Source organism: Parasphingorhabdus marina DSM 22363, from assembly GCF_900128895.1.
In the GTDB taxonomy this organism is placed as follows: Bacteria; Pseudomonadota; Alphaproteobacteria; order Sphingomonadales; family Sphingomonadaceae; genus Parasphingorhabdus; species Parasphingorhabdus marina.
Genome location: NZ_FSQW01000002.1, coordinates 634,055 through 655,630, shown reverse-complemented (window position 1 = coordinate 655,630; position 21,576 = coordinate 634,055). Strand labels below are relative to the sequence as shown.

21 protein-coding genes are annotated in these 21,576 nt (G+C 57.1%); 9 read left to right on the top strand and 12 right to left on the bottom strand.

The features are described from left to right. Positions 1 to 76 precede the first annotated feature (76 nt). Positions 77 to 2,137 carry an ATP-dependent DNA helicase RecG gene (gene recG, locus BUQ90_RS12895; protein ID WP_074205579.1) on the top strand — a complete coding sequence of 687 codons (2,061 nt, stop codon included), beginning with the start codon at positions 77 to 79 and terminating at the stop codon, positions 2,135 to 2,137. 6 nt (positions 2,138 to 2,143) lie between these two features. On the opposite strand, the gene BUQ90_RS12890 is transcribed toward recG, so the two are convergent. Both BUQ90_RS12890 and tyrS read right to left on the bottom strand, forming a co-directional pair. Then, entirely contained in the window at positions 2,144 to 2,464 is a 321-nt protein-coding gene (locus BUQ90_RS12890) for a PilZ domain-containing protein (RefSeq protein ID WP_143182861.1), read from the bottom strand. A gap of 81 nt (positions 2,465 to 2,545) precedes the next feature. Beyond that, on the bottom strand, positions 2,546 to 3,778 hold the full coding sequence (tyrS, locus tag BUQ90_RS12885; RefSeq protein ID WP_074205578.1) for a tyrosine--tRNA ligase: 1,233 nt from the start codon (positions 3,776 to 3,778) through the stop codon (positions 2,546 to 2,548). A gap of 37 nt (positions 3,779 to 3,815) precedes the next feature. Between tyrS and BUQ90_RS12880 the strand changes: the two genes are divergently transcribed. The 3 genes from BUQ90_RS12880 to BUQ90_RS12870 all read left to right on the top strand — a co-directional run bounded on the left by BUQ90_RS12880 (position 3,816) and on the right by BUQ90_RS12870 (position 5,934). Then, entirely contained in the window at positions 3,816 to 4,352 is a 537-nt protein-coding gene (locus BUQ90_RS12880; protein ID WP_074205577.1) for a DOMON-like domain-containing protein, read from the top strand. A gap of 4 nt (positions 4,353 to 4,356) precedes the next feature. Continuing rightward, a complete protein-coding gene (locus tag BUQ90_RS12875) occupies positions 4,357 to 5,556 on the top strand; it encodes an exo-beta-N-acetylmuramidase NamZ family protein (protein ID WP_074205576.1) in 1,200 nt (399 codons plus the stop codon). A gap of 75 nt (positions 5,557 to 5,631) precedes the next feature. After that, a complete protein-coding gene (locus tag BUQ90_RS12870) occupies positions 5,632 to 5,934 on the top strand; it encodes a hypothetical protein (protein WP_074205575.1) in 303 nt (100 codons plus the stop codon). Between the two features lie 3 nt (positions 5,935 to 5,937). Here BUQ90_RS12870 and BUQ90_RS12865 read toward each other — a convergent pair whose 3' ends face one another. The 8 genes from BUQ90_RS12865 to BUQ90_RS12830 all read right to left on the bottom strand — a co-directional run bounded on the left by BUQ90_RS12865 (position 5,938) and on the right by BUQ90_RS12830 (position 14,145). After that, on the bottom strand, positions 5,938 to 6,279 hold the full coding sequence (locus BUQ90_RS12865; protein WP_159437106.1) for a hypothetical protein: 342 nt from the start codon (positions 6,277 to 6,279) through the stop codon (positions 5,938 to 5,940). A gap of 98 nt (positions 6,280 to 6,377) precedes the next feature. Continuing rightward, a complete protein-coding gene (locus BUQ90_RS12860; protein WP_074205573.1) occupies positions 6,378 to 7,559 on the bottom strand; it encodes a vWA domain-containing protein in 1,182 nt (393 codons plus the stop codon). A 15-nt stretch (positions 7,560 to 7,574) separates the two neighbouring features. After that, positions 7,575 to 8,420 (bottom strand): AAA family ATPase, encoded by an 846-nt coding sequence (locus BUQ90_RS12855; RefSeq protein WP_074205572.1) that lies wholly within the window; start codon positions 8,418 to 8,420, stop codon positions 7,575 to 7,577. A gap of 103 nt (positions 8,421 to 8,523) precedes the next feature. Further along, on the bottom strand, positions 8,524 to 9,183 hold the full coding sequence (locus tag BUQ90_RS12850) for a DUF6975 family protein (RefSeq protein WP_143182859.1): 660 nt from the start codon (positions 9,181 to 9,183) through the stop codon (positions 8,524 to 8,526). A gap of 137 nt (positions 9,184 to 9,320) precedes the next feature. Then, entirely contained in the window at positions 9,321 to 11,330 is a 2,010-nt protein-coding gene (rpoD, locus tag BUQ90_RS12845) for an RNA polymerase sigma factor RpoD (RefSeq protein WP_074205570.1), read from the bottom strand. Between the two features lie 52 nt (positions 11,331 to 11,382). Continuing rightward, a complete protein-coding gene (gene dnaG, locus BUQ90_RS12840; RefSeq protein ID WP_074205569.1) occupies positions 11,383 to 13,251 on the bottom strand; it encodes a DNA primase in 1,869 nt (622 codons plus the stop codon). Then, complete coding sequence (locus tag BUQ90_RS12835; protein WP_239447430.1) at positions 13,248 to 13,652, bottom strand: endonuclease domain-containing protein; 405 nt, start codon at positions 13,650 to 13,652, stop codon at positions 13,248 to 13,250. The genes dnaG and BUQ90_RS12835 overlap by 4 nt, the downstream gene beginning before the upstream one ends. Positions 13,653 to 13,692: 40 nt before the next feature. Then, positions 13,693 to 14,145 (bottom strand): GatB/YqeY domain-containing protein, encoded by a 453-nt coding sequence (locus BUQ90_RS12830; protein ID WP_074205568.1) that lies wholly within the window; start codon positions 14,143 to 14,145, stop codon positions 13,693 to 13,695. A 134-nt stretch (positions 14,146 to 14,279) separates the two neighbouring features. Here BUQ90_RS12830 and carA point away from each other — a divergent pair, with 134 nt between their 5' ends. From carA to BUQ90_RS12805, 5 genes are all read left to right on the top strand, one after another. Continuing rightward, entirely contained in the window at positions 14,280 to 15,539 is a 1,260-nt protein-coding gene (gene carA / locus BUQ90_RS12825) for a glutamine-hydrolyzing carbamoyl-phosphate synthase small subunit (RefSeq protein ID WP_074205567.1), read from the top strand. After that, positions 15,539 to 16,201: a hypothetical protein gene (locus BUQ90_RS12820; RefSeq protein ID WP_074205566.1), complete on the top strand. Its 663-nt coding sequence runs from the start codon at positions 15,539 to 15,541 to the stop codon at positions 16,199 to 16,201. The genes carA and BUQ90_RS12820 overlap by 1 nt, the downstream gene beginning before the upstream one ends. Beyond that, positions 16,201 to 19,536 carry a carbamoyl-phosphate synthase large subunit gene (carB, locus tag BUQ90_RS12815; protein WP_074205565.1) on the top strand — a complete coding sequence of 1,112 codons (3,336 nt, stop codon included), beginning with the start codon at positions 16,201 to 16,203 and terminating at the stop codon, positions 19,534 to 19,536. The genes BUQ90_RS12820 and carB overlap by 1 nt, the downstream gene beginning before the upstream one ends. A gap of 115 nt (positions 19,537 to 19,651) precedes the next feature. Continuing rightward, a complete protein-coding gene (greA, locus tag BUQ90_RS12810; protein WP_074205564.1) occupies positions 19,652 to 20,125 on the top strand; it encodes a transcription elongation factor GreA in 474 nt (157 codons plus the stop codon). A gap of 7 nt (positions 20,126 to 20,132) precedes the next feature. After that, positions 20,133 to 20,774, top strand: coding sequence for a rhomboid family intramembrane serine protease (locus BUQ90_RS12805; protein WP_074205563.1), 642 nt, complete (start codon positions 20,133 to 20,135; stop codon positions 20,772 to 20,774). A 14-nt stretch (positions 20,775 to 20,788) separates the two neighbouring features. Here the strand turns inward: BUQ90_RS12805 and BUQ90_RS12800 are convergent, their stop codons facing one another. Together BUQ90_RS12800 and BUQ90_RS12795 are read right to left on the bottom strand one after the other, a co-directional pair. Beyond that, entirely contained in the window at positions 20,789 to 21,022 is a 234-nt protein-coding gene (locus tag BUQ90_RS12800; protein ID WP_074206412.1) for a DUF4170 domain-containing protein, read from the bottom strand. Between the two features lie 18 nt (positions 21,023 to 21,040). After that, positions 21,041 to 21,574, bottom strand: coding sequence for a hypothetical protein (locus BUQ90_RS12795; protein WP_084192697.1), 534 nt, complete (start codon positions 21,572 to 21,574; stop codon positions 21,041 to 21,043). Positions 21,575 to 21,576: the final 2 nt, after the last annotated feature.

The following is a 21,576-nucleotide window of genomic DNA, read 5'->3' as shown; positions in this document are numbered from 1 at the left end:
TCGCCGGTACACTGCCCAATCACGACATGGAGATGGCTGGCTTAATCATCCCGCGCGCGTATAAAGCCGGATAGCCATGCGACCCGAGATTCTCAATCCATTATTTGGGGAAACCCAGTCTTTGACCGGGGTGGGCAAGGCGCTGACCAAACCCCTGGCCAAACTGGGCCTCACACGGGTGAAAGACCTTCTCTATCATGCACCATCCTACTGGATGCGGAGAAAACATGTCGAGACAATCGATGCGCAGGATGTCGGCCAGACAATTGTCGCGAAAATCACCCCGGTAGATTATCGCAGTGGCGGTCCGCGGAGCCCGTTTCGGGTGCATGCGACCGATGGGGAGGGGAACAGCATCAGCCTGACCTTCTTTGGCCGCAATACCGGCTGGCCGAGGAAACTGCTCCCGCTTAATGAACAGAAAGTCATCACCGGCAAGCTGGAACAATATGGAGACGAGTTGCAGATCCTGCATCCGGATGTTTTCGCTCCGTCGGAAACTGGCGATATTGCCGAGGTTGAGCCGGTCTACCCGCTGTCCGAAGGTTTGGGCAACAAACGGATGCGGCAGCTGATATCGCAAGCGGTTGAAATGGCCCCCGAACTGCCGGAATGGATCGAGAGCAGCCTGCTGAAGACCCGGCAGTGGCCGGCATGGCGACAGGCGATTGGTTCACTGCACGGCAATGCCAACGCCGAGCCATCTGTTCCGGATCGACTGGCCTATGACGAAGTCTTTGCCAATCAGCTGGCCTTCATGCTGATCCGGGCCAGCAACCGCAGGAAGAAAGGTGTGCCCATCAAGGGCGATGGACGGTTGCGAGATCAGATCCAGTTGCCCTTTGAGCTGACCGGTGCACAGAAACGATGTATCGGCGAAATCGATGGCGATCTGGCGCAGTCCTCTCCGATGCTGCGATTGCTCCAGGGTGACGTCGGCTCGGGCAAAACGCTGGTTGCGTTGATGGCTTTGCTGAACGCGGTGGAAGCCGGCTATCAAGGCGCTTTTCTGGCACCAACCGAGATTTTGGCCCGGCAGCATTTTGCGGGCCTGCAAAAGCTGCTCGCCGGCATTCCTGTCAATATTGCGATTCTGACTGGCCGGGAAAAAGGCAAGGTGCGGGAATCGACGCTGATGGGCCTGGCGGACGGATCGATCCAGATCCTGGTGGGGACCCATGCCATTTTCCAGGACAAGGTCCAGTATCGCAACCTGGCTCTTGCCGTCGTCGATGAACAGCACAAGTTCGGTGTCTCACAACGGCTGATGCTGACCCGCAAAGCGAAGCAGGCGCCCCATTTGCTTGCAATGACGGCGACGCCCATACCCAGAACGCTGACGCTGAGCCAATATGGCGAGATGGATGTGTCGCGGATCGACGAACTGCCGCCGGGCCGGCAGGCGATTGAGACCCGTGTCATAGCGGACAGTCGGCTGGACGAGATCATGGACGGCCTGTCCCGACATATCGCCAGCGGGAAACAGGCCTACTGGGTTTGCCCTCTGGTGGAGGAAAGTGAAAAGACCGACCTGATGGCGGCCGAAGAGCGCGCGGCTTCCCTGCGCGCACGTTTCGGGGACAAGGTCGGACTGGTGCATGGCCGGATGAAGGGTCCGGAAAAAGACGCCGTGATGGAGCGGTTTGTCAAAGCGGAGAGTCAGATCCTGGTGGCCACCACGGTGATTGAAGTCGGCGTTGACGTTCCTAACGCCAGCCTGATGATCATTGAGTCAGCGGATCGCTTCGGTCTCGCCCAGTTGCACCAGTTGCGCGGGCGCGTGGGCAGGGGGGACGTGAAATCCAACTGCCTGTTGCTTCGCGGGCAGAGTCTCAGTGAAACGGCGAGGGCCCGTCTGACTCTTTTGCGGGAGACCAATGACGGTTTCCGGATAGCAGAGGAAGATCTGAAGCTGCGCGGGGCCGGAGAACTGCTCGGAACCCGGCAGTCTGGTGATGCAGGTTTCCGCATTGCTTCGCCGGAGCAAGTGACAGAGTTGATTGGACCGGCGAGCGATGATGCCCGCCTTCTGCTGGATCGCGACGGCGGACTTAGCAGTGCAAGAGGCGAGGCGGCACGAATTGCACTCTATTTGTTCGAACGGGACTGGGGCGTAAGTCTGATTCGGAGCGGTTGAACCCGTTTACGCTGGCTGACTCATTTTATCGAGCATTGCCATGAAATCGGACTGGCGAATAACGCGCTCATATTCGAATCCGGAACGACCACCATGTGACCATACAAGAAAAGCTTCAATCCGTCCGGCAACGGGGAGCCGAACGGTGACCCGGTCACCCTTTTTCAAAGGGACATCATGAACGATTTGACAACCATGGGCAGAAACATTGCTGATTTTGGCCGAAAACTCGCCCTCTTTGCGGGTCTCGCAAATAGTCTGATAATCCACCGGAAAACGCGTGGCACGACGCATGTCGGGGACTGGCTGTTTGGGCATGCCTTGCATGTTGAATGCTCCGTCAATTCTTAATTCAGACGGTTAACAGAGCTTTCCGAAGAAATGGTAAATCCGGACGATGATTGCAACCTAGCTAGCCTTGCGCAAAATTCCGTGTTTTTTCTTGCCTGCAGAGATTTTGATGTCGTCGCCGGAAATCTCGATACGGGAGCCTGTGTCCTTGATCTGGACATCATCAACACGTGCCCCGCCGCCGCTGACGAGGCGCTTGGCTTCACCTTTGGAAGCGCAAAACCCGATCCCGACCAGCGCGTCGAGAATGGACAGGTTGTCCTCTCCGGTTTCGAAAATGGGCAAATCGCCACCGGCATGGCCCTGCTCAAAGGTTTTTTGCGCCGTTTCCGCCGCCTGTTTGGCGGCCTCTGGACCATGAGCGAGCGTGGTAGCCGTGTCGGCAAGCAGCTTTTTCGCATCATTGATTTCGGAGCCTTCCAGCGCTTCCACGCGGGCAATCTCTTCCAGATCGATGTCCGTAAACAGCCGCATGAACTTGCCGACATCGCGGTCATCGGTGTTGCGCCAGAACTGCCAGTAGTCATAAGGGCTCAACCGGTCGGCATTCAGCCAGATCGCGCCATCCACGGACTTGCCCATTTTCGAGCCATCCGACTTTGTAATCAGCGGGGTTGTGACGCCAAAAAGCTCTGCGCCGTCAATGCGCCGACCGAGCTCGATTCCATTGACGATATTGCCCCATTGATCGGATCCGCCCAATTGCAATTTGCAGCCATGTTTCCGTGACAGCTCCAGAAAATCATAAGCCTGCAGGATCATGTAGTTGAATTCGAGGAAAGTGAGCGGCTGTTCCCGGTCGAGGCGCAGTTTCACTGAATCAAATGTCATCATGCGATTGATCGTGAAATGCCGGCCAACGTCCCGCAAAAACGGGATATATTCGAGATTGTCGAGCCAGTCCGCATTGTTCACCAGAACGGCATCTGTTGGTCCGTCACCAAAAGTCAGAAAACGCTCGAAACAGTTCCGGATCGAGTCAATATTGGCAGCAATGCCGTCATTGTCGAGCAGCTTGCGCACCTCGTCCTTGCCCGAAGGGTCCCCGACCTTGGTCGTGCCGCCGCCCATGACGACAATCGGCTTGTGCCCGGCCTGCTGCAGGCGGCGCAGGAGCATGATCGAAACCAGATTTCCGACGTGCAGGGAATCTGCGGTCGCATCAAAACCGATATACCCGGGCACGACAGATTTCGCAGCCAGGGCATCAAGACCCTCCGCATCTGTTAACTGGTGGATATAGCCGCGATCATTGAGTAGACGCAGGAGATCTGATTGATATTCGGTCATGGAGAGCGCGTTACATGGGAACCGGGAAACTCGCAATATGCGTTTGAGCCTGCAGTGCCATCCTGACACGCCAGGCGAGGCTGTTACCGCCGTGAGTGTTCACTTGAACTGGTCCCCGGGTAAGGCACTGGTGCTGGATTATTGGGTTGAAGGGGATTGTTCATCGATCATCTGGCCCACCGGAGAAGCGGCAACAAGAGCTGATGGATTGTGGCAGACGACCTGTCTGGAGTTGTTTGTTCGGCAAGGGCAGGGGCCAGGCTATGCCGAGTATAATTTTTCGCCCGATACGCGCTGGGCCGCCTATGCGTTCGGAGATTACCGGGAAGACATGCAGCCATTGCATCTGGCCGATCCGCCGCGGGTGACCCAGGTTGAAACCAGCGATCCGAAGGCGACTCAAGTGCGAGTGATGCTGAACGAAGCGTCACTGACCGCTACCGATCTCATCGGCCTCTCCGCGATTATCGAGGAAAAAGATGGGCGGAAGTCCTGTTGGTCTCTGGCTCACCCCACCGGAAAACCGGATTTTCATCACCGGGATTGTTTTGTGCACCAACTCAGGGCAACGTGAACTTATGAAATTTGGCATTGATCGATTGTTGTCCGAACCGGAATTGCGTGCGCCACTGCAAGGCAAGCGGGTGGCTTTACTTGCGCATCCGGCATCGGTTACCGAAAACCTGACCCATTCGCTGGACGCGCTGGACGCTTGTGACGGCATTACGCTTTCTTCCGCTTTTGGGCCGCAACATGGCCTGCGCGGCGACAAGCAGGACAATATGATCGAATCACCGGACTATGAGGATCCGGTTCACGGCATACCGGTCTTCAGTCTCTATGGTGAGGTGCGCCGGCCGACCGCTGCAATGATGGACAGTTTTGATGTCATCCTGATCGATTTGCAGGATCTGGGATGCCGCATCTACACTTTTATCACCACGTTGCGGTACATTCTTGAGGCGGCTGCAGAACATGGCAAGGCGGTGTGGGTTCTCGACCGGCCCAATCCCGCTGGCCGACCGGTTGAAGGTTCACTGCTCGAACCAGGCTGGGAGAGTTTCGTCGGGGCCGGTCCCTTGCCGATGCGGCATGGCATGACGCTCGGAGAACTGGGCAAGTGGTTTATCGCCGGCTTACAACTTGATGTCGATTATCAGGTAATCGAAATGCAGGGATGGCATCCGGGAGAGGCGCCTGGCTTTGGCTGGCCGACCGACCGGATCTGGATCAATCCGAGTCCCAATGCGCCCAATCTGCCGATGGCTCGCGCCTATGCAGGCACCGTCATGCTGGAAGGCACGACCTTGTCCGAAGGGCGCGGCACGACCCGGCCACTCGAACTTTTTGGCGCTCCGGATATTGATGCGCGGGCGGTGATTGCCGAAATGCACAAGCGGGCACCCCAGTGGCTGGAGGGCTGTATCCTGCGGGAATGCTGGTTCGAGCCGACATTTCACAAGCACCAGGGGCTGTTGTGTCACGGGGTCCAGATTCATGCCGAGGGGCCTCCCTACAAACACGAGCAGTTCCGGCCGTGGCGCATCCAGGCCCTGGCTTTCAAGGCCATACGAAAGCTCTATTTCGGCTATGAGCTGTGGCGCGACTTCCCCTACGAATATGAGGAAGGCAAGCTGGCGATCGATGTGATCAATGGCGGGACCATGCTCAAGGACTGGGTGGATAATCCCTCCACGATCGCCAATGATCTCGATGGCGTGGTTGTCCCTCAGGAGCGGAGCTGGTCAGCCGAACGGGAAGCGTTTCTGATCTACTAGCTGACGGTGCCGACAGATTATGTTGCAACGCAACATAATCCTTGCATCGCCGGCGGCATATGATATTTTGGCGCCATGTTGCCGAACAAGGAATTTCTGGAAGGCGTGGCGCTGAAAAAATGCGTGACCGCCACCTATAACCGGACCAGTTTCAAGCTGGCGCCGCATATTCTCTACACACGTCATGACGAAATGTATGTCGATGCCGTAGCCCTTGAACATGAAGGTCAGCCGCCGCGGGAAATCAAGCTCGGAACGTTCAAGCTGGCCGGACTGAAAGACGTGTCCGTCGAAGATCAGTCCTTCGAGCTTTATGACGTGTTTGACCCGTCAGCAGAAAAATACCAGGGCACGACCTTGCTGGCGGTCGAAGCCTGATTTTCAGTCGCGGGTTTCCCGGACCAGATCATCCACCATTTTCCTCAGCCGGTGATTTTCGGCGAGCAGATCGCTCATCATATCTCTGGACTGGATCAGCATGAAGGATTTCCCGGGCTGGGGAACGATCAGGCCCGAATTTCCGGATGTGCGTTTTGGTGTTTTGCTGATCATGCGCTTTGCGGGAACTTTCAACCAGCTGTTGATTGATCGAACCATGCGGCTCTGATTCCAGTGCCGGATCGCACCGGACTTGATCTTGCCAAAGATGACGGACGGATGAGAAGCGTTGTAAACAACCAGTTGACTGCCGGTTTTCACAGACCGCGGAACAGGAAAAGCCACATATGCCTCCATATTGCAGTTACTACTACAACATCTGGTATATTCGGGAATCCGGGAGCGCCAAGAGCTATTAGGCCCGAATTGGGCCTATTGTCAGGTCAGCCCTGCTTGCGGGTCAGTTCCTTCATCGCATCTCCCAGCCCTTCGAGGGTGAGCGGATACATGCGGTCGTTCATCAATTCCTTGACGATCTTCACACTCTGCGAATAGCCCCATTGCTTTTCGGGGACGGGGTTGAGCCAGGCAGTGGCCGGATAGGTATTGGTCATCCGCTGCAGCCAGGTGACGCCGGCTTCCTCGTTGAAATGTTCCACCGATCCACCCGGATGCGTGATTTCATAGGGGCTCATCGACGCATCACCGACGAAGATCAGCTTATAGTCATGGCCATATTTGTGGAGGATATCCCAGGTGTTGGTCCGCTCGGAGAAACGCCGGCGATTGTCCTTCCAGACGCCTTCGTAAACACAGTTGTGGAAGTAGAAAAACTCCAGGTTCTTGAATTCGGACGTCGCGGCGCTGAACAGTTCTTCGCAAAGCTTGATGAACGGATCCATTGAGCCGCCAACATCCAGAAACAGTAACAGCTTGACTGCATTGTGCCGTTCGGGGCGCATATGGATGTCGAGCCAGCCCTTTTTCGCCGTCCCGTTGATCGTGCGATCAATATCCAGCTCGTCGGCCGCCCCTTCGCGGGCAAATTTCCGCAACCGGCGAAGTGCCACCTTGATGTTACGGGTGCCCAGCTGCTTGGTGTTATCGAGATTCTGAAACTCCCGCTTGTCCCAGACCTTGATTGCTTTCTTCTGACCACCTTCGCCGCCGATTCGGACACCTTCGGGATTGAAACCGCTATTGCCGAAAGGCGAGGTGCCGCCCGTGCCGATCCATTTGCTGCCACCCTCGTGACGCTTTTCCTGTTCCTCGAGACGCTCTTTCAGCGCTTCCATGATTTCGTCCCAGGTGCCCAGAGACTCGATCTTCTTCATTTCTTCCTCGTCGAGGAATTTTTCGGCAACCGCCTTCAGCCAGTCGAGCGGGATTTCCTGCTCTTCCATGCCATAGCTGGTCTCGATACCCTTGAAGACCTTGGAAAAGACCTGATCAAAGCGGTCGAGCAACCCTTCGTCCTTCACGACCGTCGCACGGGAAAGATAATAGAAGTCCACCGGACTGCGCCGGATCACTTCCTTGTCCAGTGCCTCAAGCAGAACCAGATGTTCTTTCAACGACGCATTGATTCCGGCGGCGCGGAGTTCATCCATGAAGTTGAAAAACATTACAGTTCTCCGGTTTTAGCGCGCTTCGCGTTTCGCCATGAACGCCAGGCGCTCAAACAGCATCACATCCTGCTCGTTTTTCAGCAGCGCTCCGTGAAGGGGCGGGATGGCCTTGCTGGGATCCTGGGACTGCAAAACTTCCAGCGGCATGTCTTCGGAGAGAAGCAGTTTCAGCCAATCGAGCAGTTCCGATGTGCTCGGCTTCTTCTTGAGGCCGGGAACATCGCGCACATCGTAGAAAATATCCATTGCCTTCTTGACGAGTACGCCCTGGATGTCCGGGAAATGCACATTGATAATTTCCTGCATCGTCTCGCGATCGGGGAATTTGATGTAGTGGAAGAAACAGCGGCGCAGAAACGCGTCGGGCAGTTCTTTCTCGTTATTGGATGTGATCACGACGATGGGCCGGTCGGCGGCCTTGACGGTCTCCTTGGTCTCGTAAACATGGAATTCCATGCGATCCAGTTCCTGCAACAGATCGTTCGGAAATTCGATATCCGCCTTGTCGATTTCGTCGATCAGCAGCACCGGCAGGTCCGGGGACGTAAAAGCTTCCCAGAGCTTCCCGCGGCGGATGTAATTGGAAATGTCGTGAACCCGTTCGTCGCCCAGCTGACCGTCGCGCAAGCGTGCAACCGCATCATATTCATACAGGCCCTGATGAGCCTTTGTGGTGGACTTCACGTTCCATTCAATAAGCGGAGCGCCGGTGGCCTTGGCAATTTCATGTGCCAGGACGGTTTTGCCGGTACCCGGCTCGCCTTTGACCAGCAAGGGCCGGCGCAAAGTCACGGCTGCGTTGACCGCAACTTTCAGATCATCAGTTGCAACATAGTCCTTGGTACCGTCAAAACGCATTTTTCTTTTTCCCTTGCCGTAAACGTCAATGGCATAGCGATAGGGAAAAGGCCTGTTACAGGCAAGTTAATCATTTAGTTAAGACGATATGCCGATCAGGAGATCAGGCAGCCTGCCGGGCCTTGCTTCGCGCTTCCAGCAGCTGCCAGAGTCCCCGATGCTGTGCGAGGATCTGTTCGGCACCGAAATTGACGGCGCGTTCGATAGCTGCCGACTGATTGACTGCCCGGGAAAGATCCAGCGTAATGTCGCTGTCCGGCAGGATCGCCTCGCGCGGTTCAACGCCCAGCTTGATCGCGACCTTGTCGAGCAGCGGCCGCACGGCATGCCAGTCCAGAACCAGTGCGAATGAGGCGCCCAGGGCGCATCCGTCGCGATCAGACTGTGACAACATGTCCAGTGCCTTGCGCTGCGCAAGCACCGTGGCATTGCTCTGATCGCTGGCACCAACGCCGGAAATCGGTCCTGCGGCCACTGTCAGCTTGGTCAGGAACGCACGTTCCGCGGAAAAGGCTTCCATGGCCCGAACCAGCCATTTTCGGGCCGCGATATCAGCGGTCTTGTTCGCCGCGTGATCGACCACGCCCGGATGACGACCGTGCAAAATGCAAAGGAAGTGGGCCAGGTCGGCAATATCGGCTCCCGAAACGGAGTCGAAATCCGTCAACATCCGCTGGACATGGGCCGCGCTATGGCTGCCATGCTCCCGGACATGGTCGACGAGACTGGCTTGTGCCGACGGTATCGGATTGGTTTCTGGCATCTGGCTCACATTACTCAAGGGTTTACGAGACCGCTGCCGGTCCCGAATATCCCTGTAATAGAGCAGAATTCTAAAGAGGCAGTTTACCGCCCGTTAGGGATATGCAAACCATGATTGGTAATCCCGGGAAAACCGGCTCACTGATCCAGAAAACTGCGCATTTTGCGACTGCGACTGGGATGTTTCAGCTTGCGTAGGGCCTTGGCTTCAATCTGCCGGATCCGCTCTCGGGTCACGCTGAACTGCTGACCGACTTCTTCCAGAGTGTGATCGGTGTTCATGCCGATGCCGAAACGCATGCGCAGTACCCGTTCCTCACGCGGTGTCAGGCTTGCCAGAACGCGGGTTACGGTTTCCTTCAGATTGGACTGAATCGCGGCATCCACTGGAATGATCGCATTCTTGTCCTCGATAAAGTCGCCGAGATGCGAATCCTCTTCGTCGCCGATCGGTGTTTCGAGAGAGATGGGCTCTTTCGCGATCTTCATGACCTTGCGCACTTTTTCGAGTGGCATGGAAAGACGCTCGGCCATTTCCTCCGGTGTCGGTTCGCGGCCCTGTTCGTGCAGGAATTGACGCGATGTCCGCACCAGTTTGTTGATCGTCTCGATCATGTGGACCGGGATCCGGATGGTCCGGGCCTGATCGGCAATCGAACGGGTTATCGCCTGACGAATCCACCAGGTGGCGTAGGTCGAAAATTTGTAACCGCGACGATATTCAAATTTGTCGACCGCTTTCATCAGGCCGATATTGCCTTCCTGGATCAGATCCAGGAACTGCAGACCGCGATTGGTATATTTTTTGGCGATCGAAATCACCAGGCGCAGATTGGCTTCGACCATCTCCTTCTTGGCGATTCGCGCTTCGCGCTCGCCTTTCTGGACCATGTTGACGATCCGGCGAAATTCATCGAGTGAAGTGCCGGTAGCCGCAGCAATGTCGGAAATTTCCGACCGGATGCGCTCGACAGAGCTGGCTTCCTTGGCCGCGAAGGCTGCCCATTTTTTGTCCGCCTTGGACATGCTGGCGAGCCAGCCGTCATCGAGCTCGTTGCCGATATAGCTTTCCAGAAACGCGCGGCGCGGCACCTTGTGCCGCTCTGCCAGGCGCAGCATCTGTCCGCCAAGCGCGGTTAGCCGCCGGTTGAACGAGTAAAGCTGATCCACCAGGAATTCGATCTTGTTGGCATGAAACTGCACGCTTTCCACGAGAGCGGTCAGCTGCTCGCGCAAGGCGTGATATTTCTTTTCCGAAGCCGCGGGAAAGTCCTTGCCGGCGGCAAAGGCTTCCATGCGCGTGTTCTGCAGTTTCGAGAATTTCTTGAAAACAGATGTGATCTCGGCAAATTTTTCAAGCGCTTCCGGCTTCAGGGCCTCTTCCATCTGTGCCAGCGAGAGGGTGTTGTCTTCCTCTTCTTCCTCGACACGTTTGGCGCGGCGCTCGGTCAGCTTGTCTTCATCATCCTCTTCCCCGTCCTCCGCTTCGGGCTCGTCTTCGATTTCGTCATCATCCTTGTAGGAAGGGCCGGCGGTCTTTTCGCTGATCTCGCCGTCATCATCGTCTTCCTCTTCCAGGTTTTCCGGAACAGGGTCCTTGGAAAGCATGGCGTCGAGATCGAGGATTTCGCGCAGCTGCATCTCGCCGTCATTGAGGGCAGTGGACCATTCGATAATGGCGTTGAAAGTCGTCGGGCTCTCGCAAAGGCCCCAGATCATGGTGTCGCGACCGGCTTCAATGCGCTTGGCAATGGCGATTTCGCCTTCCCGGCTGAGCAGTTCCACGGCGCCCATTTCGCGCAGATACATGCGGACAGGATCGTCGGTCCGGTCACCCGCCGCCTTTTTTGGCGCAGCCGCAGCAGCTTTCTTGTCCTTGTCCTTGCCGTCGATCGATTCGACTTCTTCGCCGCCCATTTCTTCGGCCGCTTCGTCATCATTCTCGACCACGCGCACGCCCATTTCGGAAATGGACGACATAATGTCTTCAATCTGTTCGTTCTGGTCCTGAGGCAGCGCTTCGTTGAGCTCGTCAATCGTGATGTAGCCGCGCTTCTTGGCCTTGGTAATCAGTTTCTTGATGGATGATCCGTTCAAATCAATCAGGGGAGCGTCTTCCGCTGCCGATTTTTTTGCTTTGCTTGCCAATGCCTGTGGCCCCTACAATTAAAATCCAACCGAATGCAGAAACCGATGTTGTTCAGACAACATCGTCGATCTGGGTGAGTTCCATCAAGCGATCGTGAAAAGCCTGTTTTGCCTGACGCAGCCTTTGCTGTTCGGCGTAACTTTCCTCGTCAAGATTATCCTGTACCCGTCTCGTTGCTTCTGCCAGCGCTGCTTCCAGTCCGGGGCGCGCGGTTATCACCTGTATCGCCTCCGACAAATCCCTGTGCGCCCGTTCGATCAATTCAGACGGGGCAGGATCTGGCAGTTTGCGGTTGAAAGTGAAATTCAGCGCATCGGCCCGTAACAGCCCTTTTGCGACATTATAACAATCTGTCTGTTCCAATATGGTAAGAAGGCCCTGCATATCAAGCGTTTCTTTACGCATGGCCTGTCTTACCAGCTCCGACAAAAGGTCCTGAAGCTGCGAATCGGCGAGTTTGAACAGGGTGAGTTCTTCAAAATGCCTGGAAATCTGGGACGGATGGCGGATCAGGCCACCCAGAATCGCCTTCGCGATCCTGAGGTCATGTCCGCTGACCGAAACCGATTTTGTGTCATCGGTTGCGGTGGAGGCGGAATATTTTGCGGTGAACGGTGATCCCGGACGCCGATATCGACGATCCTGGGCTGCGGAACCGCGATTGGCGAAGAAGGCTTTCTCGTAGCGCTCCTGGAATTCCTGCCGATAATGCTGGGCGATATCCTGATCCGATATATCCCGGACATGGTCCGACAGACGCTTCTTCAGCCCGGCCTTGCTTTCCGGGCTATCAAGCGGTTCTGCCGCCAGCTCGTGAGACCAGATCTTTTCACTGAGAATCTGCGGTTTTTCCAGCAATGCGGCAAAGGCCCGGGGCCCTTCGGCACGGATCAGGTCATCGGGATCCTGACCGGCGGGCAGGGAGATGAAGTTCAGGCTGTGCGAAGGGCGGAGCAGGGGGAGGGCGCGGTTGGCGGCGCGCATAGCGGCCTTTTGCCCGGCATTGTCCCCGTCAAAGCAGAGGATCGGCGCTTCCACCATCTTCCAGATTCGTTCGATCTGGTGCTCGGTCAGCGCGGTGCCGAGCGGTGCGACCACATCGGGAAAACCGGCCTGGGCCAGCGCGATCGCGTCCATATAGCCCTCTACGACCAGTATCCGCCCGGTCTGGCGGGAGGCCGGTGAGGCTTTGTCGAGATTGTAGAGCGTGCGGCCCTTGTCGAACAGCGGCGTATCGGGCGAGTTCAGATATTTGGGCTCGCCATCGCCCAATATCCGCCCGCCAAAGGCAATCACCCGGCCGCGCGGATCGCGGATCGGGATCATCAGCCGGCCACGGAACCGGTCATAGGGATCGCGGTCATCCACCTTGATCAGCAACCCCGCCTCAACCAGCCGGTCCACGCCATGCGATCCCAGGGCCTCTTTCAGCTTGCTGCGGGAGTCGGGCGCAAATCCAAAACCGAATTCCCGGACGGTCTGAGCTGTTATGCCCCGGTTTTCCAGATACTGCCGCGCCTGCACACCCTCGATTCCGCCCAGCTGATGCACGAACCAGTCCTGCGCTGCCGCCATGACGTCATGTAGCGTGGCTCGCTGTTCCTGCCGCCTGGCGGCCCGCGGATCCGGGGCGGGAACCTCCATCTGCGCCTCGGCGGCGAGGTCCTTCACGGCATCCATAAAACTGAGTCCACGCTGATCAGTCATCCAGCGAATGGCATCGCCATGCGCACCGCAACCAAAGCAGTGATAGAAACCCTTTTCATCGTTGATCGTGAAGCTGGGCGTCTTTTCGTTGTGAAACGGGCAACAGGCCTTGTACTCGCGCCCGGCTTTCTGAATCTTCACCGTCCGCCCGATCAATGTCGACAGCGTGACACGCGATCGCAGTTCATCAAGCCATTGCGGGGACAGGGTCATAGATTCCCCTCCCGCCTGCGGGAGGGGTCAGGGGAGGGCATGCCGGAGACAATAAGCTCTATTTCCCTCACAACGCCCTCGACATTGGTCATCACATCCCGATTGCTGAATCTGGCCACCCGATAGCCATGATTTTCCAGGTCCTTCGTTCTGGCCAAATCATAACCCTGTCGGGTGTCATGAGAATAGCCATCAATTTCAATTATGAGCTTGAGTTCGCGACAAAGGAAGTCGGCGAAATACGGGCCCACTGGCATCTGTCGGCTGAATTTGTATCCTGCAACCCGGCGATTGTTCAGGTATTTCCACAATTCACGTTCGGCGGGTGTCGCCTGATTGCGCAGGGTTTTGGCGCGATTGGTATCTCTTTTCCTGAAGGTTACCACAATGCTTTCGTTCAATCCCACCCCTAACCCCTCCCGCGGGCGGGAGGGGGACTAGTCAGCTTAGCGCCGCCTTTACCAGGCTGCTGGCCTTGCCCATGTCGATTTCGCTACCGTGGCGTTTTTTCAGTTCGCCCATGACGCGGCCCATGTCTTTCATGTCTGAAGCACCAAGTTCTGCCTTGATCCCGTCGATCAGGGCGGCGGTTTCCTCTTCGCTCAATTGCGCGGGGAGAAATTCCTCGATCACCGAGAGCTCATATTTTTCCTGTTCGGCGAGTTCGGTCCGGCCGCCTTCCTCATACATGGAAATCGACTCGCGGCGCTGTTTGGCCATCTTTTGCAGGACATCGGTGACCATTGCGTCATCATCCCCGCCCCCGTCCTTGGTGCGCAGTTCGATATCCTTGTCCTTGATCTTGGCAAGAATGGCCCGAGTCGCGGCGGTGCGATCCTTGTCCTTTGCCTTCATCGCCTCGATTTGCGCGGCTTTCACGGAGTCGCGAATCATGGGAACCTCTCTTTTTGGAATAAGCGTTAACCCTAGCGGGAAGATTCCGGATTTCATAGATTGTGCCCAAAATATTTCGCCCCTAGTGCCAGCGAAATTTTGTGCCTACCAAGAGACCCGAGAGGACAACGCCCATGACCGATGCAAATATCCCCGAAGCTCCCCAGGGCGCAACCGGGATATTGGTGTTGGCCGATGGTACAATCATATGGGGACGCGGCTTTGGCGCGACCGGTTCGGCGGTCGGGGAAGTCTGCTTCAACACCGCGATGACCGGCTATCAGGAAGTGATGACCGACCCCAGCTATGCCGGGCAGATTGTCACCTTCACCTTCCCCCATATCGGCAATGTCGGCACCAATGACGAGGATGTCGAGGCGGACACGCCCCATGCTCTGGGCTGCATCGTCCGGGAAGATGTGACAGCTCCGAGCAATTTCCGCGACCAGAAGCCGTTTGACCAGTGGATGGCGGAACAGGGGCGGATTGGCCTCAGCGGTGTCGATACAAGGGCGCTGACCCGGCGGATCCGGGAAGCGGGAGCCCCCAATGCGGTGATTGCCCATGATCCGGAAGGCAATTTTGATATCGATGCCTTGCTGGGACAGGCACGGGACTGGGCCGGACTGGAAGGCATGGATCTCGCCAAGGAAGTGACCGGGCATCAGACGAAAATCTGGGAATCGGGCATCTGGCGTCTGGGTCACGGTTATGCGCCAATCCCCCTCCCGCCTGCGGGAGGGGCCAGGGGAGGGCCAGAATCCTCCGATTCAGACTTGCACTCCCCCGACCCCTCCCGCGAGCGGGAGGGGAGAGACAGGCCGCATGTCGTGGCGATGGACTTTGGCGCGAAGCGGAATATCTTCAGAAATCTTGTGAAAGCTGGCGCAAAAGTCACTGTGGTGCCTGCGGAAACCAGCTTTGCCGATATCATGGCGCTAGAACCTGCCGGCGTGTTCCTGTCCAACGGCCCCGGCGATCCGGCGGCGACAGGGGAATATGCCGTGCCTGTGATCCGGCAGCTGCTCGAGGCGGATATGCCGCTGTTCGGCATCTGCCTCGGCCACCAGATGCTGGCGCTGGCGGCAGGGGCGAAGACGGTCAAGATGCACCAGGGCCACCGCGGCGCCAACCACCCGGTCCAGCGCGTCGGCGGGGATTGGGATGCCAGCGAAGGTCTGGTCGAAATCACCAGCATGAACCACGGCTTTGCGGTGGATACCGACACGCTGCCCGCTACCGTGGTCGAAACCCACAAAAGCCTGTTCGACGGCAGCAATTGCGGCATTAGCATCACCGGCAAACGCGCCTTTGGCGTGCAATATCACCCCGAAGCGAGCCCCGGCCCGCAGGACAGTTTCTACCTGTTCGAGAAATTTGTGGGGGGATTGTAATGCTGAAGGTTATTGCAGTCGTCATTTGTTTTGTGTTTGCCTCGGCAGCTGTCGCAAACTCAGACGACAGTGAGCGTCCGAAAAGAATAAACCCGGTTTTGAAGGCAGCAAACGAATGCGGCATCGAAAGTGGGTTTATTAGGGCGGCTTACGAGTCTCGACCAGATGTCGGAATCTTCAATGTTTTAACACCTCCGGACGGTCTCAGCGAAGCTGCGGCAAGATGTTTGATTTATTGGAATCAAAGCAGGGCAAATGTCCTTGTCTTTGATGATATTCGCTTCAATCGAATTCAGGAAAAAGTTGGTCAAGAGTTCTCCAGCGGGTACGTATTTGCGATGGCTTCTGCATGGCTTAGAGGCGCGCGGTTAATCGAAAAGCTAGAGCCATTTGACCCTGATGCGACCTCTCTTGCTGATCACATCGTGCGTATTGAAAAAACATGTGGAGCGGAAGCAGGGCAATTATTGAGAGTGGCTCCTGAGGCTGGCCCTTACAACGTAACATTAGTTGATTTGGATTCTTCAAAAATTCCAACTGATGAGAGCGTTTGGCAATTCGAATGTGCGATGCAGTCGATAATGCTTTCGATTTCGAAAAGTGATGAAATTAGATTTGGATTCCTTGGCAATGAGGAAATGAATGAAGAAGACATCGATTAATGCCCAAAAGAACTGACATCTCCTCCATCCTCATCGTCGGCGCTGGCCCCATAATCATCGGCCAGGCGTGCGAGTTCGACTATTCGGGGACCCAGGCGTGCAAGGCGCTGAAGGAAGAGGGCTATCGGATCATCCTGGTCAACTCCAATCCGGCGACGATCATGACCGATCCGGAAATGGCCGATGCGACCTATATCGAGCCGATCACGCCGGAAATTGTCGCCAAGATTATCGAGAAGGAACGCCCGGATGCGATCCTGCCGACCATGGGCGGCCAGACGGCGCTGAATACCGCGCTTTCGCTCAACAAAATGGGTGTGCTGGACAAATACAATGTCGAGATGATCGGTGCGGATGCCAAGGCGATCGACATGGCCGAGGACCGCGAGCAATTTATCGCGGCGATGAACCGGATCGGGCTCGAAAACCCGCGTTCGGCCATTGCACATAGTGTCGAGCAGGCAATGGAGGTGCTGGATGACCTGGGCCTGCCTGCCATCATCCGGCCGAGTTTCACCATGGGCGGGACCGGCGGCGGGGTCGCCTATAACCGCGAGGAATTCGAGGAAATCGTGCGCGGCGGGCTCGAAGCCAGCCCGACGACCGAGGTGTTGATCGATGAGTCGCTGATAGGCTGGAAGGAATATGAGATGGAGGTCGTCCGCGACAAGGCGGACAATTGCATCATCATCTGCTCGATCGAGAATGTCGATCCGATGGGTGTCCACACAGGCGATTCCATTACCGTGGCACCGGCGCTGACGCTGACCGACAAGGAATATCAGATCATGCGCAACGCCTCGCTGGCGGTGCTCAGAGAAATCGGAGTCGAAACAGGGGGTTCGAACGTACAGTTCGCAGTCAATCCGAAAGATGGACGGCTTGTCGTCATCGAAATGAACCCGCGGGTTTCGCGCTCTTCTGCGCTCGCTTCCAAGGCGACCGGCTTCCCGATTGCCAAGGTCGCGGCCAAGCTGGCCGTCGGCTACACGCTGGACGAGATCGACAATGACATTACCGGTGCCACGCCCGCGTCATTCGAACCGACCATCGACTATGTCGTGACCAAGATCCCGCGCTTTGCCTTTGAAAAATTCAAGGGCGCCGAGCCTTTGCTGTCCACCGCCATGAAGTCGGTCGGCGAAGTCATGGCGATTGGCCGCAACATCCATGAATCGATGCAAAAGGCCCTGCGCGGGCTGGAAACCGGGCTCGACGGCTTCAACCGGGTGCCGGAGCTGGAAGGCGCCGAACGGGACGATATCATCGCCGAGCTGGCAAAAGCGACGCCCGACCGGCTGCTGGTGGTGGCCCAGGCGATGCGTGAGGGCTTCAGTAACGAAGAAATTCACGACATCGCCTTTTACGATCCCTGGTTCCTCGACCGGATCCGGGAGATTATCGATGCCGAGCAGGAGATTCTCGACAATGGCCTGCCCAACGGCCCGGAAGCGCTGCGCAAGCTGAAATCCATGGGATTCTCGGATCAGCGGCTCGCCAAACTGGCCGTCGATGCCGTTCATGTCGCGGGCGGGGCAGGGCGCGCGGTAGCGGGCAGCCACGGGCTGGTCCATGATGCAGTCGCCGCCATGGCAGGCGCGACCACCGAAAAAGAGGTGCGCGAACTGCGTCACAAGCTGGGTGTCCGCCCGGTGTTCAAGCGGATCGACACCTGCGCGGCGGAGTTTGAAGCCAAGACGCCCTATATGTATTCCACCTATGAAGCGCCAATTTTCGGCGCGCCGGAGAATGAGGCGCAGCCGTCGGACCGCAAGAAAGTGGTTATCCTGGGCGGCGGACCGAACCGGATCGGGCAGGGGATCGAGTTTGACTATTGCTGCTGCCACGCCTGTTTCGCGCTGTCCGACGCGGGTTTCGAGACGATCATGGTCAACTGCAACCCGGAAACGGTGTCGACCGATTACGACACGTCTGACCGGCTCTATTTCGAGCCGCTGACGGCCGAGGATGTGCTGGAGATTCTCGATGTCGAGCAGAGCACGGGCGAACTGGCGGGCGTGATCGTGCAATTTGGCGGTCAAACGCCGCTGGGCCTGGCCTCCGCACTGGAAGATGCGGGCATACCAATTCTCGGCACCACGCCGGATTCGATCGATCTGGCGGAAGACCGGGACCGGTTTGCCAAACTGGTCAATAAACTGAAGCTGAAACAGCCGGACAACGGCATGGCACGCACCGAGGAGGAAGCGGTGAAAATCGCCGAGCGGATCGGCTATCCGGTGCTGATCCGGCCGAGCTTCGTGCTCGGTGGCCGGGCAATGGAGATTGTCGACGGTCCGGCGCAGCTGGAAAATTATATCAACACGGCGGTACAGGTTTCGGGGGATCAGCCGGTGCTGGTCGACCAGTATCTGCGCGACGCCGTGGAAGTCGATGTCGACGCGATTTGCGATGGTGAGGATGTGGTCGTTTGCGGCGTGCTCCAGCATATCGAGGAAGCCGGCGTCCACAGTGGCGACAGTGCCTGCACCATCCCGCCCTACAATCTGCCCGCTGATATCATCGTGGAAATGGAACGTCAGGCTGGAGAGCTGGCACGGGGCCTGAAAGTGCGCGGGCTGATGAACATCCAGTTCGCGGTCAAGGATGGCGAGGTCTATCTGATCGAAGTCAATCCGCGGGCCAGCCGGACGGTGCCCTTTGTCGCTAAAGCCATCGGGACGCCGATTGCCAAGATTGCCGCCCGGGTAATGGCCGGAGAGAAGCTTAAAGACTTGCCAGTGATTGACAAGAATATCGAACATATTGCTGTAAAAGAGGCGGTCTTCCCGTTCAGCAGATTCCCCGGAATTGACCCGGTTCTGTCGCCGGAAATGAAGTCCACCGGCGAGGTCATGGGGATCGACAGCAGCTTCCCGATCGCTTTCGGCAAGGCGCAACTGGGGGCGAGCAACCATCTGCCTGATGGCGGTACGCTGTTTGTCTCAGTCAAGGAAACCGACAAAAAGGTTATCGAACCTGCTGCCCGCATGGCGGAGCAGCTCGGATTTGACATAATTGCCACCAGCGGAACCGCCCGCTATTTGCAGGAAAAAGGCATCACAGTGGAGCAGGTCAACAAGGTCGCAGAAGGCCGGCCGCATATCGTCGACCGGATCAAGGATGGTGAAGTGGCGCTGATTTTCAACACGACCGAAGGCTGGCAGTCGCTCAAGGACTCCAAATCCATCCGGGCATCGGCGCTGAACGGTAAAATTCCCTACTATACGACGGCCACGGCGAGCGTTGCCGCCATGGAGGCAATCGCGGCGATGCGTGACGAGACGCTTGAAGTTCGTGCACTTCAGTCCTATTATAAGGCTTCGCAGACGTAATTCCCCGACAAATTGTAGACTGCGGGCGAACTTCGGCAAGAAGGGCGCCGGGAAACTGTTTTTGACGCTCCGGGGCAGAAAACCGGGGCGAACGGAAGGAAGAAAGGCCAAAGATATGGCTGTAGAAAAAGTACCAATGCTGCAGGAAGGCCACGACAAACTCGAGGCGGAACTGAAAGCACTGAAAGAAGAGCGGCCGCGGATCGTGGATGCGATCGAAGAAGCCCGCGCGCACGGGGATCTTTCGGAAAATGCCGAATATCATGCGGCGAAAGAGCGCCAGGGACAGGTGGAAGCGACCATCGCCGATCTCGAGGACAAATTGTCACGCTCCCAGGTTATCGATCCCACGACGCTGAGTGGCGACAAGGCAGTATTCGGTGCGACGCTGACCCTGCTCGACGAAGATGACAAGCCGGTGAAATATCAGCTGGTTGGTCAGGCCGAAGCCGATGCCAAGGCCGGCAAGATCAGCTATAACAGCCCGATCGGCCGCGCCTTTATCGGCCGCAGTGTCGGCGAGGAAATCGAAGTCACGGTTCCGTCCGGCGACAAATATTACCTGCTCGAGAAAATCGAGTTTATCTGAACCGATCATGCACCTGCCCCAGGGAAAACTGACCAACGGACTGATCATCGCCAATGTGGTGATTTTCCTGCTGTTGTGGGTTTCCGGACTGGAGCAGGATGCGATCCTGCGCGGGGCGTTTTTTCCGATCCGCCTCGGCGAAGGCTATCCGGCACTGGACCAGGTTGCGGGGATTGTTCCGGCCTGGCTGACGCCCATGTCATCGGCCTTTTTGCATACCGGGCTGATGCATATCGCATTCAATATGCTGATGCTGCTGTTCTGCGGCCGTTTCGTCGAACAGGCGCTGGGGCCGCAGCTGATGGCGCTCCTCTATGTGCTGGGCGCTTATGCCGCGTCGATCGCGGAGTTTCTGTTCAACAGCAGCTCGACCATTCCGGTGGTCGGGGCCAGCGGCGCGATTTCTGCGGTTCTCGGGGCTTATGCGCTGCTGTTTGCGCGCAATGAGGTCAAGGCGGTGGGGCCGGTGCCGGGCCATATCGTCCGGATTGTCTGGTTGACCCTGGCCTGGATCGGCATTCAGCTGATGATCGGAATCGCGACGCGCGGGGATCTCCACGGCATCGCGATTTATGCGCATATTGGCGGCTTTGTGGCCGGACTGTTGCTCACCCGGCCGCTGCTGGAATGGCGCTTCCGCTCAGCCTGAGCGGAGCAACGGATTCACTCTTCTTCCGGTAATTCCGGTTCGAGCAGCTTGTGCAGGTGCACAACGACATATTTCATTTCGGCATCGTCCACGGTGCGCTGGGCATAGCCGCGCCATACTTCCTCGGCTTCTTCATAGTCCTTGTAGACGCCGACCAGATCGACTTCGTCGAGATTTTCATAGTCCAGTCCGCGCGGATCCTTGACCCGACCGCCCATTACCAGGTGGATTTTGCTGCGTTCACTCATGCTTGGCCCCGTCTGCATTCATTTTGATTTGTCGGTTTTGACCGCGTCTGTCGCGGCTTCGGCGGCGCTCTTAGCAGCCTCACCGGCTTTGCCAAGCAGATCTTTGATCTGGTCCTGCACGCTGTCCCTGGAAAGGCCGAGCGTATCGATCTGTTCCTGACCGGCATCTTTCGCGGCATCATAGGCCTTGCGGGCAGTTTCGTTGATTTTCTTGCCCGCGGCGCCGACATATTTCGTTTCCGCCTTGCTGCGTGGAAGCAGCGCGCCGATCAATGCACCGAGTGCCACACCTCCTGCCACGACGGCCAGCGGGCTCTTGGCAATGGTTTCTTCCGATTTGCCGACGGCCTTCTTCGCAGCATCCCGTGTCGCTGCGACGCTCTGGGCGGCCTTTTCCTTGCCTTCACCCAGCAGAACGGCGGCCCGCTGCTTGCTTTCGGACATTTTTTCGACCGCGGCATCCTTGCTCTCGCTGGCTTTTTCCCGGGCGTTGTCAAATCGCTCGCGGGACGCGGCACGGGCCTTTTCGATATTGTCTGACAGGTTACTCATGG

Excerpts from the sequence above, each read along its gene's own strand:
- BUQ90_RS12795 (WP_084192697.1), bottom strand. The coding sequence starts at position 21,574 with ATGAGTAACCTGTCAGACAATATCGAAAAGGCCCGTGCCGCGTCCCGC.
- BUQ90_RS12830 (WP_074205568.1), bottom strand. The coding sequence starts at position 14,145 with ATGATTCGCGACTCCGTGAAAGCCGCGCAAATCGAGGCGATGAAGGCA.
- BUQ90_RS12880 (WP_074205577.1), top strand. The coding sequence starts at position 3,816 with ATGCGTTTGAGCCTGCAGTGCCATCCTGACACGCCAGGCGAGGCTGTT.
- BUQ90_RS12820 (WP_074205566.1), top strand. The coding sequence starts at position 15,539 with ATGCTGAAGGTTATTGCAGTCGTCATTTGTTTTGTGTTTGCCTCGGCA.
- BUQ90_RS12890 (WP_143182861.1), bottom strand. The coding sequence starts at position 2,464 with ATGCAAGGCATGCCCAAACAGCCAGTCCCCGACATGCGTCGTGCCACG.
- BUQ90_RS12855 (WP_074205572.1), bottom strand. The coding sequence starts at position 8,420 with ATGCGTTTTGACGGTACCAAGGACTATGTTGCAACTGATGATCTGAAA.
- BUQ90_RS12800 (WP_074206412.1), bottom strand. The coding sequence starts at position 21,022 with ATGAGTGAACGCAGCAAAATCCACCTGGTAATGGGCGGTCGGGTCAAG.
- BUQ90_RS12805 (WP_074205563.1), top strand. The coding sequence starts at position 20,133 with ATGCACCTGCCCCAGGGAAAACTGACCAACGGACTGATCATCGCCAAT.
- BUQ90_RS12875 (WP_074205576.1), top strand. The coding sequence starts at position 4,357 with ATGAAATTTGGCATTGATCGATTGTTGTCCGAACCGGAATTGCGTGCG.
- BUQ90_RS12860 (WP_074205573.1), bottom strand. The coding sequence starts at position 7,559 with ATGTTTTTCAACTTCATGGATGAACTCCGCGCCGCCGGAATCAATGCG.
- BUQ90_RS12870 (WP_074205575.1), top strand. The coding sequence starts at position 5,632 with ATGTTGCCGAACAAGGAATTTCTGGAAGGCGTGGCGCTGAAAAAATGC.
- greA (WP_074205564.1), top strand. The coding sequence starts at position 19,652 with ATGGCTGTAGAAAAAGTACCAATGCTGCAGGAAGGCCACGACAAACTC.
- dnaG (WP_074205569.1), bottom strand. The coding sequence starts at position 13,251 with ATGACCCTGTCCCCGCAATGGCTTGATGAACTGCGATCGCGTGTCACG.
- carB (WP_074205565.1), top strand. The coding sequence starts at position 16,201 with ATGCCCAAAAGAACTGACATCTCCTCCATCCTCATCGTCGGCGCTGGC.
- recG (WP_074205579.1), top strand. The coding sequence starts at position 77 with ATGCGACCCGAGATTCTCAATCCATTATTTGGGGAAACCCAGTCTTTG.
- carA (WP_074205567.1), top strand. The coding sequence starts at position 14,280 with ATGACCGATGCAAATATCCCCGAAGCTCCCCAGGGCGCAACCGGGATA.
- tyrS (WP_074205578.1), bottom strand. The coding sequence starts at position 3,778 with ATGACCGAATATCAATCAGATCTCCTGCGTCTACTCAATGATCGCGGC.
- BUQ90_RS12850 (WP_143182859.1), bottom strand. The coding sequence starts at position 9,183 with ATGCCAGAAACCAATCCGATACCGTCGGCACAAGCCAGTCTCGTCGAC.